Source organism: Halomonas elongata (assembly GCF_029081005.1).
Taxonomy (GTDB): Bacteria; Pseudomonadota; Gammaproteobacteria; order Pseudomonadales; family Halomonadaceae; genus Halomonas; species Halomonas elongata_B.
On record NZ_JAJQTQ010000003.1, the window covers coordinates 65175 to 82447 of the forward strand.

General features: G+C 64.9%; 15 protein-coding genes. 5 read left to right on the top strand and 10 right to left on the bottom strand.

The genetic code is table 11. The annotated features are described in order from the left end of the window. Nucleotides 1–35 precede the first annotated feature (35 nt). The 3 genes from malG to LU493_RS03065 all read left to right on the top strand — a co-directional run bounded on the left by malG (nt 36) and on the right by LU493_RS03065 (nt 3441). Nucleotides 36–926 (top strand): maltose ABC transporter permease MalG, encoded by an 891-nt coding sequence (gene malG / locus LU493_RS03055; RefSeq protein WP_275286315.1) that lies wholly within the window; start codon nt 36–38, stop codon nt 924–926. Between the two features lie 184 nt (nt 927–1110). Further along, nucleotides 1111–2406: a maltoporin gene (locus tag LU493_RS03060; protein WP_275286316.1), complete on the top strand. Its 1296-nt coding sequence runs from the start codon at nt 1111–1113 to the stop codon at nt 2404–2406. Between the two features lie 108 nt (nt 2407–2514). Continuing rightward, nucleotides 2515–3441 (top strand): MalM family protein, encoded by a 927-nt coding sequence (locus LU493_RS03065; RefSeq protein ID WP_275286317.1) that lies wholly within the window; start codon nt 2515–2517, stop codon nt 3439–3441. Between the two features lie 51 nt (nt 3442–3492). Here the strand turns inward: LU493_RS03065 and ugpC are convergent, their stop codons facing one another. Genes ugpC through LU493_RS03095 form a run of 6 tightly spaced genes read right to left on the bottom strand, consistent with a single transcriptional unit; the run spans nt 3493 to nt 10496 of the window. Next, complete coding sequence (ugpC, locus tag LU493_RS03070; protein ID WP_275286318.1) at nt 3493–4608, bottom strand: sn-glycerol-3-phosphate ABC transporter ATP-binding protein UgpC; 1116 nt, start codon at nt 4606–4608, stop codon at nt 3493–3495. A gap of 18 nt (nt 4609–4626) precedes the next feature. Beyond that, entirely contained in the window at nt 4627–5730 is a 1104-nt protein-coding gene (locus LU493_RS03075) for an ABC transporter ATP-binding protein (RefSeq protein WP_275286319.1), read from the bottom strand. After that, nucleotides 5718–7388, bottom strand: a complete 1671-nt coding sequence (locus tag LU493_RS03080; RefSeq protein ID WP_275286320.1) for an alpha-amylase family glycosyl hydrolase — start codon at nt 7386–7388, stop codon at nt 5718–5720. The genes LU493_RS03075 and LU493_RS03080 overlap by 13 nt, the downstream gene beginning before the upstream one ends. 23 nt (nt 7389–7411) lie before the next feature. Next, nucleotides 7412–8251, bottom strand: coding sequence for a carbohydrate ABC transporter permease (locus LU493_RS03085; protein WP_275286321.1), 840 nt, complete (start codon nt 8249–8251; stop codon nt 7412–7414). After that, complete coding sequence (locus LU493_RS03090; protein ID WP_275286322.1) at nt 8248–9222, bottom strand: carbohydrate ABC transporter permease; 975 nt, start codon at nt 9220–9222, stop codon at nt 8248–8250. Before LU493_RS03090 ends, LU493_RS03085 begins: the two co-directional genes overlap by 4 nt. Before the next feature lie 14 nt (nt 9223–9236). Next, nucleotides 9237–10496 carry an ABC transporter substrate-binding protein gene (locus LU493_RS03095; RefSeq protein WP_275286323.1) on the bottom strand — a complete coding sequence of 420 codons (1260 nt, stop codon included), beginning with the start codon at nt 10494–10496 and terminating at the stop codon, nt 9237–9239. 426 nt (nt 10497–10922) lie between these two features. Between LU493_RS03095 and LU493_RS03100 the strand changes: the two genes are divergently transcribed. Continuing rightward, nucleotides 10923–12458, top strand: a complete 1536-nt coding sequence (locus LU493_RS03100; protein ID WP_275286324.1) for a carbohydrate porin — start codon at nt 10923–10925, stop codon at nt 12456–12458. A gap of 104 nt (nt 12459–12562) precedes the next feature. On the opposite strand, the gene LU493_RS03105 is transcribed toward LU493_RS03100, so the two are convergent. After that, nucleotides 12563–13489, bottom strand: coding sequence for a lysine exporter LysO family protein (locus LU493_RS03105; protein ID WP_275286325.1), 927 nt, complete (start codon nt 13487–13489; stop codon nt 12563–12565). Nucleotides 13490–13755: 266 nt separating this feature from the next. Continuing rightward, nucleotides 13756–14412, bottom strand: a complete 657-nt coding sequence (locus LU493_RS03110) for a hypothetical protein (RefSeq protein WP_275286326.1) — start codon at nt 14410–14412, stop codon at nt 13756–13758. 164 nt (nt 14413–14576) lie between these two features. On the opposite strand from LU493_RS03110, the gene LU493_RS03115 reads away from it, so the two are divergent. Beyond that, the gene (locus LU493_RS03115) at nt 14577–15134 is read left to right on the top strand and encodes a DJ-1/PfpI family protein (RefSeq protein WP_275286328.1); all 558 of its coding nucleotides are present in this window, start codon (nt 14577–14579) and stop codon (nt 15132–15134) included. 103 nt (nt 15135–15237) lie between these two features. On the opposite strand, the gene LU493_RS03120 is transcribed toward LU493_RS03115, so the two are convergent. Both LU493_RS03120 and LU493_RS03125 read right to left on the bottom strand, forming a co-directional pair. Then, nucleotides 15238–16575: a nicotinate phosphoribosyltransferase gene (locus LU493_RS03120; RefSeq protein ID WP_275286329.1), complete on the bottom strand. Its 1338-nt coding sequence runs from the start codon at nt 16573–16575 to the stop codon at nt 15238–15240. Beyond that, nucleotides 16566–17165: a nicotinamidase gene (locus tag LU493_RS03125; RefSeq protein WP_275286330.1), complete on the bottom strand. Its 600-nt coding sequence runs from the start codon at nt 17163–17165 to the stop codon at nt 16566–16568. Before LU493_RS03125 ends, LU493_RS03120 begins: the two co-directional genes overlap by 10 nt. Nucleotides 17166–17273: the final 108 nt, after the last annotated feature.

A 17273-nucleotide genomic window follows, 5' to 3' on the forward strand; every position in this document is an offset into this window, starting at 1 on the left:
ACACGCCACCGTTCGGATTTCAGGAGAATTCTTCCATGGCCATGGTTCAACCGCGTTCCATCCGCGCCCGCAAGCTGGCCGCGCATCTCGCCCTGCTGGGCGTCGTCGCCCTGGTGGCGTTCCCCTTGCTGCTGGTGATCTCGATCTCCTTTCGCGAGGGCAACTTTGCCACCGGCAGTCTGATTCCCGAGCACTTTTCCCTGGAACACTGGTCGCTGGCGCTGGGCATTCCCTGGGAGCGCCCCGATGGCAGCATGGTGCAGCCGCCGTTTCCGGTGCTGCTGTGGCTCTGGAACTCGGTCAAGGTGGCGGCGGTGTCCTCGGTGCTGATCCTGCTGCTCGCCACCACCAGTGCCTATGCCTTCGCCCGCATGCGTTTTCGTGGCAAGGCGGGGTTGCTCAAGGGGATGCTGATCTTCCAGATGTTCCCGCCGGTGCTGTCGCTGGTGGCGCTCTATGCATTGTTCGACCGGCTCGGCCAGCTGGTGCCCTGGCTCGGCATCAACTCCCATGGCTCGCTGATTCTCGCCTCGCTTGGCGCGGTGGCCCTGCATATCTGGACCATCAAGGGCTATTTCGAATCCATCGACGGCTCCCTGGAGGAAGCCGCCATGATGGATGGCGCGAGCACCTGGCAGGCGTTCCGGCATATTCTGCTGCCGTTGTCGGTGCCGATCCTGATGGTGGTCTTCATCCTGGCCTTCATCATGTCGATCATGGAGTACCCCATGGCCTCGGTGCTGCTGCTCGACGAGGACAAGCTGACGCTCGCGGTGGGGGCTCAGCAATACCTCGCCGAGCATAACCAGCGCTGGGGGGATTTCGCCGCGGCGGCGGTGCTCTCCGGACTGCCCATCACCCTGGTGTTTCTGCTCTGTCAGCGCTGGATCGTCGGCGGTCTGACCGCCGGCGGCGTGAAGGGCTGATTCTCCTCCTCCCCGGGTTGCCTCCTACGCCTCATTCCCCCGCCCCCTCGTCACGGTGGCGGGGAGGACAACACCTCGAGCGCTTTCCGACACAGTGGCATCACGGCGGTATCCCATGACAGGGCTGCCGTGGTTTCACGCCCGATCGGGTTTCAAACGCAAGGGGTTCCAACCCGACGGCACCATGCACAACAATAAAGGGATCATCATGACCTCTCCCAGGACACGACGCTTCACGCTTTCCTCTCTGACCGCGGCCATCGCCCTGGCAACGACCGGGGCCACGCAGGCTGCCGACGTCAATTTTCATGGCTATGGACGCTCGGGGATCGGCTCGACCTCCGGTGGTGGCGATCAGGCCTGTTTCAAGGCGGCCGGGGCGCCGGCCAAGTATCGCCTCGGCAACGAGTGCGAGACCTATGCCGAGCTGGGGCTGGGTTCGACCCTCTACGAGAAGGACGACAAGACCTTCTATTTCGACAGCCTGGTGGCCTATGTCAACGAGCAGGCCAATGACTTCGAAGGCCTGGACAGCGACAGCGACGATGGCAACACCATTGCGCTGCGCCAGCTCAATGTCCAGGCGACCGGCGTGATCGAGGCGATGCCCGAGGCCACCCTCTGGGCCGGCAAGCGCTTCTACCAGCGCCACGACATCCATATGAACGATTACTACTACTGGGATCTCTCGGGGCCCGGTGGCGGTATCGAGAACATCGACCTGGGCTTCGGCAAGCTGAGTCTGGCCTGGCTGCGCAACTCCAGTGAAGATACCGAGTTCCCCGATGGGCGCCAGAATCTCGCCAACAACACCTTCGACATCCGTCTGGCGGATATCGAGACCAATGCGGGCGGTAGCCTCGAGATCGGCTATGACTATGGTTCGGCGACGCTAACCGATGCCCAGGACCGTGCCGGCGTCGATCCTGAGAAAGGGCACATGGTGACCCTGCAGCACACCCAGGGCGACTGGTTCGGTGGTTACAACAAGCTTGCAGTGCAGTACGCCACCGACGGCATCATCGGCGGCTCGGGTCGTACCAACACCGCCTCGACCACGCCGGAAGGCAGCATGATTCGCGTGCTCGACCATGGCCAGGTCAACCTGACGCCTGATATCGACATGCTCTACGCCGCCATCTACGAGGATCGTGACCTGGACAATGGCCAGGGGCAGACCTGGCTGTCGGCCGGTATCCGACCGACCTATTACTGGAGCGATACTCAGAGCACTGCACTGGAACTCGGCTACGATCGTATCGACCCCCAGCAGGACAGCATGGAAACCGCCGACCTGACCAAGCTGACTCTGGCCCAGCAATGGTCGGCGGGACGCGGTGCCTTCGCGCGTCCGGTGTTGCGCGCCTTCGTCACCTACGCCAATTGGGACGGCGATGTCTACAACGCCGCCAGCGAGTCCATCGAGATGGGCGAGGATGACGGCGTGACCGTGGGCCTGCAGGCCGAAGCCTGGTGGTAAGCCCCGCGCGTTTCGTGAGATGACAGCTTGCTGATCCTTTGCCGGTGCTCTCGAGGCACCGGCATTTTTCCTTGCCACGGTTTTCTTGCCACCCCACGAGGTCCTGACATGTCCATCGAATTGTCCCGCGGGGCGACCAAGCGTCGTCTTGCCCTGACGGGCGTACTGGGGGCGTTGCTGCTCGGCGGTTGCGCCACGACGACGCCCACGCCCCCCGATCACCGTCTCGACGAAGCCTGGCTTGAGCGTGCCAGCGATTGCTGTCGGGGGCTCGCCACCCTGCCGTCATCGCCGCTGGCGGGGCGTGACGAACGAACACTGCGCTTTGGGCCCGAGACGCCGGTGCACCGCTTCGATACCGGTCCGAGTCCTTTTCATGCCATGGCACTACCACGGGGGATGGGGCCGCTGCGCCTGGAGCTGATCAGCCGCGTGCAGCGCGACGATCAGGGGCAACTGTCACTGTTCGCTCCTCTGGTGCTGCTCCTCGACGAGACGGGGGTGATACAGCGACGTTTCGACTGGCAGGATTTCACCTACCAGTCGGCACGGGGGCTGAACGACGATCGCCTTTATCTGAGTCTCGGCGTCACACCCTCGGTCCGGACCGACCGGTTGGTGGTCCTGACGTCCGATGCCGCCCGGGCCGCCGAAAGCGAGCTGCTGCATCCGGCGCGGGCCCAGGCCCGGGCGCGTCATCTCGCCGAGCCGGCGGTGGTCGATCCCGTGGCGCCGCATCTGGCCAGTGGCGAGGTGTCGTTGCGGGTGAGGCCGCTGGGGGAGAGCGACGGTCTGCTGGCGCCTCTGCTGGGTACCGGCGGCGCCGAGACGGTGACGACGCGCACGGAGAGCTTCGCGACGATGCCCCGTGAGGTCGCACCGGACGACCCGGCCCCTCTCGACTGGCGTCGCTTGATGCGGGCCGCCCTGCAGGCCGGTGACATCGAGCTCGCCATGCAGCTCGCCGAACGCGCTGAGCGTGCCGGCGACGAGGAGGCTCGCGCCTGGCTGGCGGAGCGTCTCCAGGCACGCTGAATCGCATCGGTCACCCGTCTCCCGCGGCGCTCGCCGCGGGAGACGCGGCATTCACGCCGCCACGCCGGGCAGCGTCACCTGGCGGGGACAGGCCCGACCCTCGGCATCGAACAGGTGGCACTGCTCGCCGGACAGGCCCAGCGTCGTCGCCTGACGAGGCTCGAGGTGCGCCAGGCGGTCGAGGCGCTGGGTGATGGTGCCATCGGCGCCATTCACCTCGATGTGGGCGAGGGTCTCGTAGCCGAGGCGTTCGGCCACGCCCAGCCGACCTTTCAGCAGGGCGTCGGCCGCGTCCGGTGCCACGAAGTCCTCGGCGCGGATGCCCAGAGTGGCAGTCTCGCCCGTCGTCAGGTGCGAACCATCCACTGCCACGGGGAGGGGCTCGCCGTTGGGCAGTTGCACGCCGGTACGCCGCCGTCCGGGGTCGATGACCGTGACCGGCAGGGTGTTGATGCGGGGCGAGCCGATAAAGGCCGCGACTTCCAGGCTCTCGGGAAAGTGATAGAGCGTCAGTGGTGCGCCGACCTGAGCGATGCGGCCACCGCTGAGCAGAACGATCCGGTCCGCCAGGGTCATGGCTTCGACCTGGTCGTGGGTGACATAGACCATGGTGGCGCCGAGTCGTCGATGTAGCTCGGCGAGCTGCACGCGCATCTCGACGCGCAGCGAAGCATCGAGGTTGGACAGGGGTTCATCGAGCAGGAAGACCCGAGGCTGCTTGACCAGGGTGCGGCCGATGGCCACCCGCTGGCGCTGACCTCCGGACAGTGCCTTGGGGCGGCGATCCAGCAGCGGCGACAACTGCAGGGTGCGGGCGGCGGTATCGACCCGTTGCTTGATCTCGGTCTTGTCGGCGTGGGCGAGCTTCAGTCCGAAGGCCATGTTCTCCGCCACCGTCATGTGGGGGTAGAGGGCGTAGGACTGGAAGACCATGCCGATATCGCGTTCCTGGGGCGGCGTCTCGTTGAGACGCTCGCCGTCCAGGCACATTTCGCCTCGGCTGATTTCTTCCAGGCCGGCGATCATGCGCAGCAGCGTCGACTTGCCGCAGCCGGAGGGACCGACGAAGACCACGAATTCGCCGTCCTCGATGGTCAGGTCGATGTCTCGCGAGACTTCGACACCGTCGTAGTCCTTGCCGATGCCGGTGAGTGTCAGGCGTCCCATGGTGATGATGTCTCCCGGTCAGGCAGCGTGACGCTGCGTGGCGATGGTCAGGGCCCGGTCGGAGGCGTCGAACAGATGGGCATGCTCGACGTCGACGTGCAGGGCGACGTCCTGGCCGACCTGCCAGTCGCTGGGCGCCTCGCTGCGGTGGATCAACAGGGTGTCGCCTTCCCTGGGCTCGAGATAGACGTAGACCTCGTTGCCCAGGTACTCGACGTTGACGATCGTGAAGCGGTTGTCGCCCTCGGCCGCGTCGAGTCGCAGGTGCTCGGGGCGAATGCCCAGGGTCAGCCGTTGTCCCGATGTCTCGCCGGCGTCCTGGTGCAGGTCGAGTTCGCCGACGCCGGCGACCGCCACCCGACAGCCATCAGGGCTCGCATCGCACAGCTCGGCGGGCAGGAAGTTCATGGTCGGTGATCCGATGAAGCCGGCGACGAAGCGCGTCGCCGGTCGCTGGTAGAGGGTCTGCGGACTGCCGACCTGCTCGATGCGTCCATCCCGCAACACCACGATCTTGTCGGCGAGGGTCATGGCCTCGACCTGATCATGGGTGACGTAGACGACGGTGGAGCCTCGCCGGTGGTGGAGCTGGGCGATCTCGTTGCGCATCTGCACGCGCAGGGAGGCGTCGAGGTTGGACAGCGGCTCGTCAAACAGCAGGATCTGTGGGTTGCGTGCCATTGCGCGGCCCATCGCGACCCGCTGCCGCTGGCCTCCCGAGAGCTCCTTGGGCTTGCGCTCGAGCAGCGTCTCGAGCTGCAGGGTGCGAGCGGTCTCCATGACGCGCTGCTCGACGGTCTGGTCATCGGCCTTGGCCAGCTTGAGCCCGAAGGCCATGTTGTCGTAGACCGTCATGTGCGGGTAAAGGGCGTAGGACTGGAACACCATGCCCACGCCGCGCTCGCGGGGTGGCAGGTCGTTGACGACACGCTCGCCGATGGACAGCTCGCCGTCGGTGATCGATTCGAGACCGGCGATCAGCCGCAGCAGCGTCGACTTGCCGCAACCGGAAGGACCGACGAAGACCACGAACTCGCCGTCGCCGATCGTCAGGTCGACGTCCTTGATGATCTGGGTGTTGCCGAAGACCTTGTTGAGCTTTTCGAGGGTCACGCTTGCCATGTGGCGACTCCCTGCCGGTTTGCGTTTCCGGCTGTCTGGGGGGATGAATCGAGGTGCAGGAAAGCGGCCTGGTAGGGCGGCAGCGTCAGGGTCTCGCCGTCCAGCGCGGCGCTGAATCCATGGTCGTCGAGGGGGCGTCCCTTGGCCGGCAGGCGGGTATGTTGCGTCTCGTCGGTCAGGTTGAACACGCACAACAGGCGCTCGTCGCGATGTTGCCGGCTAAAGCCGAGCAACGCTTCGCCCACATCAATCAGCTCGAGGTCGCCGTCGCGCAGGGCGGGGTGTTGACGCCGGAAGCTCAACAGTCGCCGTACGGCGTTGAGCGTGGAGCCGGGGTCGCGCTCCTGCGTCTCCACGGCCAGCGGCAGGTGGCGCCTGTCCAGCGGCAGCCAGGGTTCGGTTGTCGAGAAGCCGCCGAACGCGGCGGAACGCCAGGGCATGGGCGTGCGGGCACCGTCGCGCCCCTTGAATTCCGGCCACAGCACCTTGCCGTAGGGGTCCTGGATGCGTTCGAAGGGCACTTCGGCCTCCGGCAGTCCCAGTTCCTCGCCCTGGTAGAGACAGACGCTGCCGCGTAGCGCAAACAGCAACGCCAGAGCGACCCGAGGATAGGCATCCGGGTCCTCGGAGCCGCCCCAGCGGCTGGCACTGCGCATGACGTCATGGTTGGAGAGCGCCCAGCAGGGCCAGGCATCGCCGGCCAACTTCTGGAAGCGTTCGATCACTTCGCGGATATAGGCTGCCGAGTGCGGCTCGTTGAGCAGGTCGAAGGTGTAGGCCATGTGCAGCTTGTCGCCGCCCTCGGTGTACTCCGCCATGCGCTCGAGCGGGGTGTCGTCACCGATTTCGCCTACCGTGGTGGTGCCGGGATAGTCGTCCATCAGAGCACGCAGCTCGCGTAGAAAGTCGAGATTCTCGGGGCGACTGATATCGTACAGGTGGCGCTGCCAGGTGTAGGGGTTGCTGTCCGGTGCGCCCAGGGTCCTGGGTGCACCTTCCGGCACCGGCGGATTGTCGCGCAGGGCGGTGTCGTGGAAGTAGAAATTCACGGTGTCCAGGCGGAAGCCGTCGACGCCCAGGTCCAGCCAGAAGCGCATGTTGTCGAGCTGCGCCCGTCGCACCTCGGGATGGTGAAAATTGAGGTCGGGCTGGCTGGCCAGGAAGTTGTGCAGGTAGTACTGACGGCGTCTGGGTTCGAAGGTCCAGGCTGGGCCGCCGAAGATCGACAGCCAATTGTTGGGTGGCGTGCCGTCGGGCTTGGGGTCGGCCCAGACATACCAGTCGGCCTTGGCATTGCCGCGATCCTGGCGACTCTCCCGAAACCAGGGGTGGCGGTCCGAGGAGTGGCTGAGCACCTGGTCGATGATCACCTTGAGGCCCAGGTCGTGGGCTCGGGCCAGCAGGGCCTTGATGTCGTCCAGGGTGCCGAACATCGGGTCGACATCGCGGTAGTCGCTGACGTCGTAGCCGAAGTCGGCCATCGGCGAGGTGAAGAAGGGCGATAGCCAGATACCGTCCACGCCGAGGCTCGCCACATAGTCCAGCTTCTCGGTGACGCCCGCGAGATCGCCGATGCCATCGCCGTTGGCATCCATGAAGCTGCGCGGGTAGATCTGGTAGATGACGCCGCCGTGCCACCAGAAGGTGTTGTCCTGCATCTTGGACTCCTTGATAAAGAGATTCAGCCCTTGACCGCGCCGGCGGTGAGCCCCGAAACGATGCGCCGCTGGAAGATCATCACCAGTACCACCAGCGGTACGGTGACGGTGACCGAGGCGGCCATGATCGGGCCCCAGGGCAGTTCGTGCTGGCTGCCGCCGGAGATCAGGGCGATGGCCACCGGCACGGTGCGCTGGTCGTCGGTGAGAGTGAAGGTCAGGGCGAACAGGAACTCGTTCCAGGCGGCGATGAAGGCCAGCAGCCCTGTCGTCGCCATGGCCGGCCACATCAACGGCAGGAAAACGCGGGTGATGGTGATCCAGGGGGTGGCGCCGTCCATGATGGCGGCTTCTTCCAGTTCCTGGGGAAGCTGGCGCATGAAGGTTGTCAGTACCCAGACCGTGAAGGGCAGGGTGAAGATGGTGTAGCTGAGCACCAGGCCGGCGGGGTTGTTGTAGAGATCGAGGACGCGGATCACCTCGAACAGTCCCGAGAGTACCGCCACCTGGGGAAACATCGAGACACCCAGGATGATCAGCAGCACCGAGGTGCGGCCCCGGAAGCGCACGCGACCCAGTGCATAGGAGGCCGTCAGGCCCAGCAGCAGGGCGATGAAGACCACGCTGAACGACACCAGGATGGAGTTGAGGATAGCGCGCACGAAGCTCTTCTCGCCGAGGATCCGGGCATAATTGACGAGATCGAAGGATGACGGCCAGAAATCCACGCGGAACAGTTCGCTGGAGGGTTTCAGCGAGGTGACCACGGCGTAGTAGAAAGGAAAGATGGCGTAGAACAGCACCACGGCGATCAGGGCATAGAAGCCGAGGCGCTTGAGCAGTCGGAGTACGGTCCGGTTCATTGGTCGACTCCCAGTTGGCGGCGGCCCAGATAGAGGTAGAGCACCGTGATCAGGGCGATGATCAAGAACAGCATCGTCGAGGCGGCGCTGCCGTAGCCCACGTCCTGAAACTCGACCAGTTGCTGGCGGGCGTAGATCGACATGGTCATGGTGTTGGTCGAGTTGGAGGTCAGCACGTAGATCACGTCGAACACGCGCAGGGCATCGAGCAGGCGGAAGATCACTGCAACCATCAGGGCCGGCGTGATCAGCGGCAGGGTGACGCGGAAGAACACCTTGACCGGATGGATGCCGTCGACCTCGGCAGCTTCGTAGCAGTCGCTCGGCAACATCTGCAGGGCGGCCAATACCAACAGGGCGACGAAGGGAATGGTCTTCCAGACATCGACCATGATCACCGCCCACATCGAGAGGTCGGCGTCGGCGGTCCAGGCCAGGGGAGCGTCGATGATGCCCAGCATCATCAGCAGGTGATTGATGATCCCGAACTGGTCGTTGAGCATCCAGGCCCACATCTTCGCCGAGACGATGGTCGGAATCGCCCAGGGAATCAGCACGGCGGCGCGCACCAGCATGCGCCCCCGGAATTCGGCATTGAGCAGCAAGGCGACGATGACCCCGAAGACCACTTCCAGCGATACCGACGTCACGCTGAAGAACACCGTGTTCCAGACCGAGGTCCACCAGACAGGATCGGTGAGCAGTCCGTACCAGGCGCCGTCGTCGTAGACCAGATAGTTTTCGAAACCGATCAGCGTCGCCCGGCCGGTATCGGCCAGGGAGGCATCGGTAAAGCTGAAGTAGAAGGTGCGCAGCAGTGGCCAGCCGGCTACCAGGGCCAGCGCCACCAGCATGGGAGCGAGAAACAGCCAGGCGGCACGGACTCGCTGGCGACGCACCTTGGTGCCGCGATAACCGGACTTGGCGGCACCCCCGCGGTGGGGGGCGCGCTCGGCGACAGGGTGTGACATGAGGGCCTCCTGGCTTACCAGCGGCGGCGCTTGAGGCGCGACAGTTCGCTATCCAGTTGCGATACTGCCTCGGCCCCGCTCTGGTTGCCGGACAGCACGTTGTGCACGGCATTGAAGAAGCCGTTGCTCACTCGGCCGTACTTGCTGCCGGTCGGTGATGACGGGCGTGCCACGGCGTTGGTGAAAGCGGGGTAGAGGGTGTCGAAGAAGGGCACTGCCTCGAGGACTTCCTCGTCCTTGTACAGGGTGGCGAGGGTCGGGTTGTAGGAGGCTTCGATGGCGCGACGCTTCTGCTCTTTCTCGGATGTCAGGAAGGCGACCAGCTCGGCGGCCAGATCCGGGACTTCCGAGTAGCGGGAAACGGCCAGATTCCAGCCGCCCAGGGTTGCGGCGCTGCTGTCGCCTTCACCATGCGGCAGGGCCACCACGCCGACCTTGCCGCGCACCTTGCTGTCCTCGCTCTGGGCCAGGGCCCAGGCGTAGGGCCAGTTGCGCATGAAGACCGCGTTGCCGGACTGGAAGACCCCCCGGGCTTCTTCCTCGGTGTAGTTGAGCACGCCATCCGGCGAAATATCGCCGATCCAGGAGGCGGCGAGGTCCAGTGCCTTGGCGGCCTCCGGGTTGTCGATGGTGATCTCGCCCTCGGCATCGACGATGGTGCCGCCGCCGCTGCCGGCGATCCATTCCAGGGCGTTGCAGGTCAGGCCCTCGTAGGCACGCCCCTGGAAGACATAACCCCAGATATCGTCGTTGCCTGCTTCGCGCTCGCCGGCCTTGATCTCGCGAGCGATCTCGGTCATCTCCTGCCAGGTTTCCGGCGGCTCGAAGCCGTACTCGTCGAGCAGGTCCTGGCGGTAGTAGAGCACGCCGGCGTCGGTGAACCAGGGCATGGCGACCAGTCGATCATCCACGGTGTTGTTGGCGACGATGGCCTCGAAATGGCCGTCGGCGACCTCCTCGCCGAGGGTTTCGTTCAGGTCGAGCAGGTGGTTGGCCAGCAGGCCGGGCCATACCACGTCGATCTGCATGACATCGATGTCGCCCGACTGGGCCGAGAGGATCTGCTGATAGAACGACAGTCGTTCGGTTGAGGAGTTGGGCGTGGAAACGATATCGACCGTATGACCGGTTTTCTCTTCCCAGGCCTCGACGCCCTGCTCGCAGAGCTGCAGTTCAGCCCCCACGGCGCCGCAGGAGATGGTCAGTTCGGCGGCATGGGCCTGCTGGGCGGCCAGGCCGGCCAAGGCGATGACGGGAATCCATCTGTTGTTCATGGTGCTCCTTGTCGACTTGTTGTTATGCGCTGACGCTTGATTCAAGGCTGACCGCCGGTGTGACAAAAGGGAGAGCCTTGGTTCCGAGTGTTTTCTGAAAGTGTTGTCTTAATCGATTAAGATCGACTGCAGAAAAACGTTAGACCGGGTGATGAGCACGATCAACCCAGACTTTGGGCTAACGGCGAGCGTCGGTGCGCCGGCTCAAAGCTATTTCCTATATAACTATTTGAAATTAAAAATTTTTATAGAGAAATCTGCAAGGTGGTTAGACATAGGTGGTATTTAGGAACTGGTCTCAATTGGGGTAGCGTCTTAATCGATTAAGATCAGTGTTCCGATGATGCGCCTCCCCATGCACAGGGTGTGGCGACAGACGTCGCCGGCTGGTCTCTTCCCGTGACAACAACAAAGGCTTTGAATGAGATGACATTTGCGACCCAACGCCTGCGTAAGTCCCCTCTTGTCCTGGCGGTTGCCGCCGCCGCCATGACGGCCAGCTCGCTGGCGAACGCTCAAGCGGACAGTGATCTCGAGGCGCGTCTGGCCGAACTGGAGCAACGGATTGTGGCCGCCGAGCAGCGCGCCGCCGCCGCGGAAAGGCGGGCCGAAAAGGCTGAACGGGAAATGGCCCGGGAGCAGGCCGACGACTCTCGGTCTGTCGGTCAGGACATCGAGTCGCGTCTTGCCAAGGTGGAGCGCCATGCCAATGGTGAAGAAGGTTTCTCCTTCAACGCCTATGCCCGTTCGGGGCTGCTGATCGGTGAGGATGGCAAGAGCACCGAGGGAGGCCCCTACCTGACGCCGGCCGGCTCGCAGGGTGGTGCCGTGGGGCGTCTCGGCAACGAACCGGATACCTACGCCGAGGCGATCCTCAACTACAAGATGCGCTTCGATAACGGTGCCAAGGCGAAGTACACCACCATGATCGCCGATGGCGTCACCACCAGTAATGACTGGACGGCCGGCGAATCGGATCTCAATGTGCGCCAGGTCTATGCTGAGTTCAGCGATCTGCCTAGCTTTACCGGTGCCTTCGAAAACGCCTCGATCTGGGCGGGTAAGCGCTTCGACCGCGACAATTTCGATATTCACTGGCTCGACAGCGATTTCATCTTCCTGGCCGGAACCGGTGGCGGCATCTACGACATGCAACTTGCCGACAACTGGAAGTCGAACCTGTCCGTCTATGGTCGCAGCTTCACCGACTTCCCGGTCGATAGCCAGAATCCGGCCGAAGAGTCCGGTAGTACCGATAACCTGATCCTCACCTCCAATAACTACTTCGGTAACTGGCAGTGGATGGTCAGTGGCATGAATGCCACCGACAACGATGAGCGTCTGACCGAAGGCAACATCAGCGCCGCGGATAACGGCGTACACACGATGGTGGCTTACCATGGCGACAGCTTCTTCGGCCTGAATGACGGTAGCTTCAAGGCGGCGGTGATGCATGGTCAGGGACTGGGTGCCGAGACCAAGAGCATTGGTTCCAATGGCGACTTGAGCGAGGATGCCACCGCGACACGCCTGGGCCTTTATGGCACCACCTACATAGCGCCCGGGTGGCGTGTGGCGCCGGCGATTCTGGCCGAAACCAGCGAAGACCGTTACGTCGAGGGTGACCAGTACGACTGGGCAACGTTCAATGTTCGCCTGGCCAACGAGCTGACCGAAAACTTCGAGATGCAGTATGAAGGCAGCTACCAGTGGATGGATATCTCGCCCGAAGGCTTCGGCGGCAACAACGCCGTGGAAGGAGATTACACCAAGCTGACCATCGCGCCGACCTTCAAGCCTGAGGTGGGAGGCTTCTGGAAGCGTCCGGAGATCAGGCTGTTCGCCTCCTGGAGCGACTGGGACGAAGAGCTCAACGACTACTCGGCGGACGACGCCTTCGGTAGTGCCGGCTTTACCGGCGGCGAATGGGCCTTCGGGGTGCAGAGCGAGATCTGGTTCTGACCCCACTTCGCCTGACCGAGCACTGTTTCGATACTTGCCCGCGACTCTCGAGTCGCGGGCGTTTTCGTCCTGGTCCCCGGTAACTGCTGCTGGGAGGGCCCGGCCTACAGCGTCAGCAGGAAGAGGATCAGTGGCGGCGAGAGCAGCGAGAGGATGAAGCCGCTGACCACCGCCACCGGCACGCAGGCGACGCCGCCGTGCTGCTGGATCACCGGGAGGGTGAAGTCCATGGAGGTGGCGCCGCCATAGCCGATGGCCAGGGCGGCGTGGCGCTGGATGACCAGGGGGATCAGCACGAAGGCCACCAGCTCACGAATCAGGTCGTTGAGAAAGGCGATGCCACCGAGCAGCGGTCCCAACTGGTCGCCGATCAGGATACCGGACAGCGAGTACCAGCCGAAGCCGGCTGCCATGGCCAGCCCCTCGTTCCAGCGCAGGTCGAGCAGCGGGGCGGCCAGTAGTCCACCGATCAGTGAACTCGCTGCCAGGACGCTGGCGATGGCCAGGCCGAAGCGGTTGAGCAGGATCTGTCTGAGCGGCATGCCGGAGTTGCGAAGCTGACAGCCGATCAAGGCCAGCAGGGCATAGAGTACCCACTCGGAGAGCGTCTCGGCCCAGGCGAACAGAGGCTCGCCCAGCGACCCGCCCGCCAGCAGGCCGAGGATGACGCCGGCCAGCACTACGCCGATCAACGACAGCGAGCCCGCCATGGCGGCCAGCTTGCTGGTGGGGGCGCCTGCCACTGCCCGGGAAGCGTCGACCTTGAGGCGCAGGCGGCGCGATAGCCAGGCCAGGGCCACCAGGTTGCAGGCCGAGATCACGGCGCACAGCAGCAGCGATTGACCGCCCAGTTGTGTCAGCTTGCCGCCCAGGTCGTCGAGTCCGGCCAGGCTGATGCCCATCAGCAGCAGGATCACGTAGATGGAGGCGTTCACTCCCCGGTTGATGCCGGCCATGAGCGTCGCATGGCGAATACGCACCAGATAGCCGAGCACCAGGGGGAGCAGGACGATCAAGAGGCCACTCAACATCGCGAGATTCCTTCCTTGGAGAAACGCGGCGCCGTCGAGAGGGCCTTTTGCCCCGCCCGACGGCGCGCCGAAAAACCCCTCACTCTAGGCGTTTTCTGTACAGGGAGGAAGGCCGGTGATCAGGAAGCACTGCAAAAATGCCTGCGCATGTAAATCGCTTCGTTGAGCGGTGCTCGAAAGCTCGCCTAACCCCTCGTTATGTCTCGCTTTCTGTGCTCCGTGCGCCTTGCGCTTCACTATGCTCGGCGATTTATGCAGCACTTCCCTCAGGGCGAATCGAAGCGGGTGAGTGTCAGGTGGTTGCGGCGTTCGCCGTCGCGGTAGTAGGCCATGGACAGCAGCAGTCCCGGCATCCGGGGGAGAAAGTCGAAGACCAGGCGGCGGTCCGGTTCATCCGGCTCGGTCACTTCCACGCGCAGCGCCTCGAATCGGCCCGCGGGCAGGTTCAGCGTCTCGCGGCCCACCCGCCGGTAGTCGAGGCGCTCCTCGCGTCCTCGATGGTCGAGATAGCGCAGGTGACACCCCGATGCGCAGTCCCCGTCGATGGCCTCCCGGGACAGGGCGAACAGGGCGCTCTGGCGGTCCGGCCATGTCGCCAGGTCATCGCGCTCGAGTCGATAGGATCGCTGGATGCCCAGCAGCGAGTAGCCGGAAGCATAGTAGAGCGAGTGAACCCGGCCGTCCTCGAGGCGAAAGCGGCCCATCTCATGGCCGCTGACCCCAGGCAGCCTGGCGCTCATCTCGCTCTGCCAGCCGCTGGCGGTGCGTTGCAGCCGATGCTGGATGTCGGCATCGGGCCAGCCCGCCACTTGTAGGTGGTAACGGGCGCTGAAGGGTTGTGGCGTGGTGTCGGCGACGGCGGGGCCGGCGAACGACAGGAGCAGTATCAGCAGCCACGAGCGAAGTAGCGGCAAGGCGGGCATGAACGATCCTCTCGGTGTCGACGGTTCTGGGAGCGCGAAGAAGGGTGCGAGGTTCCCGAGGATGGCCGGGAAAAGCGGTCATGTGCCGGGGCGCTCGTCGCCTCGCCGGACATGACCTATGCTGGCGACAGCAACCTTCTCCACTCGCAGACGAGGTGAATACCATGGCCAGATTACTGCTCATCGCCGGCGATTTCGTCGAGGACTACGAGATCATGGTGCCCTTCCAGGCCCTGCAGGCCATGGGTCACACGGTGGATGCCGTGTGCCCCGACAAGCGCGAGGGCGATCGGATCCGTACCGCCATCCACGACTTCGAAGGCGATCAGACCTATACCGAGAAGCCCGGGCATGACTTCGTTCTCAATGCCACCTTCTCCGAGGTGTCGGCGGCCGATTACGATGGCCTGGTGATTCCCGGCGGACGTGCCCCGGAGTATCTGCGTCTGGACGAACGTGTCCTCGAGACGGTGCGCCACTTCTTCGAGTACGACAAGCCCGTGGCCGCCATCTGCCATGGCGCCCAGTTGCTGGCCGCCGCCATCTCCCTGTCGGGGTTTCGGGTCTCGGCCTATCCGGCCTGTGCGCCTGAGGTCTCCCTGGCCGGGGGTGACTATGCCGGGATCGAGGTCGATCAGGCCATCACCAGCGGCAAGCTGGTGACCGCCCCGGCCTGGCCGGCGCATCCGGCCTGGCTGGCGCGTTTCAACGAGCTGCTGTAAGCCTAAGCCACCGGTTATTCCGGGACATCTTGTCGGGGCGACGCAGGCTGCTCGCCACGGCGACTCCCGGGGCCGCCCGAAGGGGCGGCTCCGCTCGTTCGGGTCAGCGCCAGGCGGCGAGCCCCTCGCTGAGCGTCACTGGGTAGTCGCTATCGCCGGCGTCGAGGCGGGCGAGGCTTTCCGGCAGGCGCCGGCGGACCTCTTCCACGCGCTCCCGGGCGGATGCCGCCAGTGCCATGCCGTCGGGATCGGGCTGCCCCCGGCTCACACTGCGTACCAGCAGCGGTGAGCCGTGATCGAGTGGCTCGTCGCGCCCGGCCAGGGTGTCGCCGGCGAGGCGTCCGGCGCCGTCGAGGTGGCGATAGACCTGCTTGCGCCCCGGTAGATTGACCTTGCCCGGGGCGTGCTTGACCCGGGGCTCGCCGGCGTATTCCACCAGCTTGTAGGAGAGGTCGATGACCGGGGCGTCGGCCGAGGCGCCCAACTGGGTGCCGACGCCGAAGGCATCGATCGGCACATCGGCGCGGATCAGGGCATCGATGGCATATTCGTCCAGGCCGCTGCTGGCGACGATCTTCACGTCGCCGAGGCCGGCGTCGTCGAGGAGCCGGCGTGCGTGGCGCGCCAGTTCCTCGAGGTGGCCCGAGTCGAGCCGGATGGCGCCGATGCGCAGGTCGGGCTCGTCACGCAGCAGGCCGATGACCTCGCGTATGCCCGCCAGGGTGTCATGGGTATCCACCAGCAGGGTGGTGTCCGGCATGTGGTGGGCGAAGGCACGGAAGGCCTCGCGTTCGCTGTCGTGGGCGAGAATGTAACTATGCGCCATGGTGCCGTTGAGCGGCAGGTCGTGGCGCAGGCCGCCGAGAACGTTGCTGGTACCGGCCAGTCCGGCAGTGCGATAGGCGCGTACGCCACGCACGGCAGCGTCCACGCCGTGCATGCGGCGCAAGCCGAAGTCGACCACCGGTCGTCCCCGGGCGGCCATGACCAGCCGTACCGCCTTGGAGGCCAGCACCGTCTCCAGCTGCACCAGGTTCATGATCAGGCTCTCGAGCAACTGGGCCTGAGCGATGGGCGCATCGACCTCCAGGAGGGGCTCGTCGGCGAAGACCGGCGTGCCCTCCGGCAGGGTCCAGATGTCGCCCTCGAAGCGCCAGTTCGCCAGCCAGTCGAGGAAGGCGTCGTCGAAGCGCCCGGTCTCGGCCAGCCGGGCGATGGCACGCTCGCCGAAGCGTAGTCGGCTGACCCGCTCGGCGGCATGCTGCTGGCCGCAGGCGAGCATGAAGCGGCGCTCGTCCGGCAGGCGGCGGAAGAACAGGCTGAAGGTCGCCGAATCCCCCATGCCTTCGCGCCAGTAGGCCTGGGTCATGGTCAACTGGTAGAGATCGGTGAGCAGCGCCAGCTCGTCGTCTTCCACCGTCAGCGGAGCGGTCATCGGCATAGTTCGGCACCGGCGTCGGTGAGCGTGTCGCGGCAGGCCTCGATGGCTTCCGGATCCACGGCCGCACTCAAGCCATCGAGCAGGCGGGTGGTGAATCCCTCGCGCAGCGCGTCGAGTGTCGTGGCCTTGACGCAGACATCCAGCGCCAGGCCGCAGACCGTGACACGCTCGATCCCGCGTTCGCGGAGATAGTCACCGAGGCCGGTATCGTCGAAGGCCGAGTAGGCGTCGCGATCGAAGGCGGTGGCCTTGCTGACGCGAATGGTCGTGTCGGGCAGTGCCAGATCGGCGTGGAAGGCGGCCCCCGGGGTGTCCTGCACGCAGTGCACCGGCCAGGGGCCGCCCCGATGGGCGAAGCTGACATGGTCCACGGGGTGCCAGTCCCGGGAGGCGACAATCAAGGCGCCGGCCCGCCTGGCCTCGGCCATCTCGGCGTTGATGCCCGGCACCAGGGCGTCGCCACCGGCCACGGCCAGGGCGCCGCCCGGGCAGAAGTCGTTCTGCATGTCGACTACCAGCAGTGCATCGCGGCGGTCATAGTGCTGGGGAGGCCGGGACCGAGTGGCCTGAGACTGTGTGATCCGAGACATCGCGCACCTCCTTCACGGGAGTCGGTGGGTGTCACTTGTCCAGGGGCGGGATTGCCCCTGCTATTCATCAGCGTATCGCTTGCAGGGGCGTTCGTGTAGGCCATGGCG

Bases quoted from the DNA above. Each gene is read 5' to 3' on its own strand.
- LU493_RS03060 (WP_275286316.1), top strand. From the start codon at position 1,111: ATGCACAACAATAAAGGGATCATCATGACCTCTCCCAGGACACGACGC.
- LU493_RS03080 (WP_275286320.1), bottom strand. From the start codon at position 7,388: ATGCAGGACAACACCTTCTGGTGGCACGGCGGCGTCATCTACCAGATC.
- LU493_RS03120 (WP_275286329.1), bottom strand. From the start codon at position 16,575: ATGCCGATGACCGCTCCGCTGACGGTGGAAGACGACGAGCTGGCGCTG.
- LU493_RS03105 (WP_275286325.1), bottom strand. From the start codon at position 13,489: ATGTTGAGTGGCCTCTTGATCGTCCTGCTCCCCCTGGTGCTCGGCTAT.
- malG (WP_275286315.1), top strand. From the start codon at position 36: ATGGCCATGGTTCAACCGCGTTCCATCCGCGCCCGCAAGCTGGCCGCG.
- ugpC (WP_275286318.1), bottom strand. From the start codon at position 4,608: ATGGGACGCCTGACACTCACCGGCATCGGCAAGGACTACGACGGTGTC.
- LU493_RS03075 (WP_275286319.1), bottom strand. From the start codon at position 5,730: ATGGCAAGCGTGACCCTCGAAAAGCTCAACAAGGTCTTCGGCAACACC.
- LU493_RS03065 (WP_275286317.1), top strand. From the start codon at position 2,515: ATGTCCATCGAATTGTCCCGCGGGGCGACCAAGCGTCGTCTTGCCCTG.
- LU493_RS03090 (WP_275286322.1), bottom strand. From the start codon at position 9,222: ATGTCACACCCTGTCGCCGAGCGCGCCCCCCACCGCGGGGGTGCCGCC.
- LU493_RS03100 (WP_275286324.1), top strand. From the start codon at position 10,923: ATGACATTTGCGACCCAACGCCTGCGTAAGTCCCCTCTTGTCCTGGCG.
- LU493_RS03095 (WP_275286323.1), bottom strand. From the start codon at position 10,496: ATGAACAACAGATGGATTCCCGTCATCGCCTTGGCCGGCCTGGCCGCC.
- LU493_RS03125 (WP_275286330.1), bottom strand. From the start codon at position 17,165: ATGTCTCGGATCACACAGTCTCAGGCCACTCGGTCCCGGCCTCCCCAG.
- LU493_RS03085 (WP_275286321.1), bottom strand. From the start codon at position 8,251: ATGAACCGGACCGTACTCCGACTGCTCAAGCGCCTCGGCTTCTATGCC.
- LU493_RS03115 (WP_275286328.1), top strand. From the start codon at position 14,577: ATGGCCAGATTACTGCTCATCGCCGGCGATTTCGTCGAGGACTACGAG.
- LU493_RS03110 (WP_275286326.1), bottom strand. From the start codon at position 14,412: ATGCCCGCCTTGCCGCTACTTCGCTCGTGGCTGCTGATACTGCTCCTG.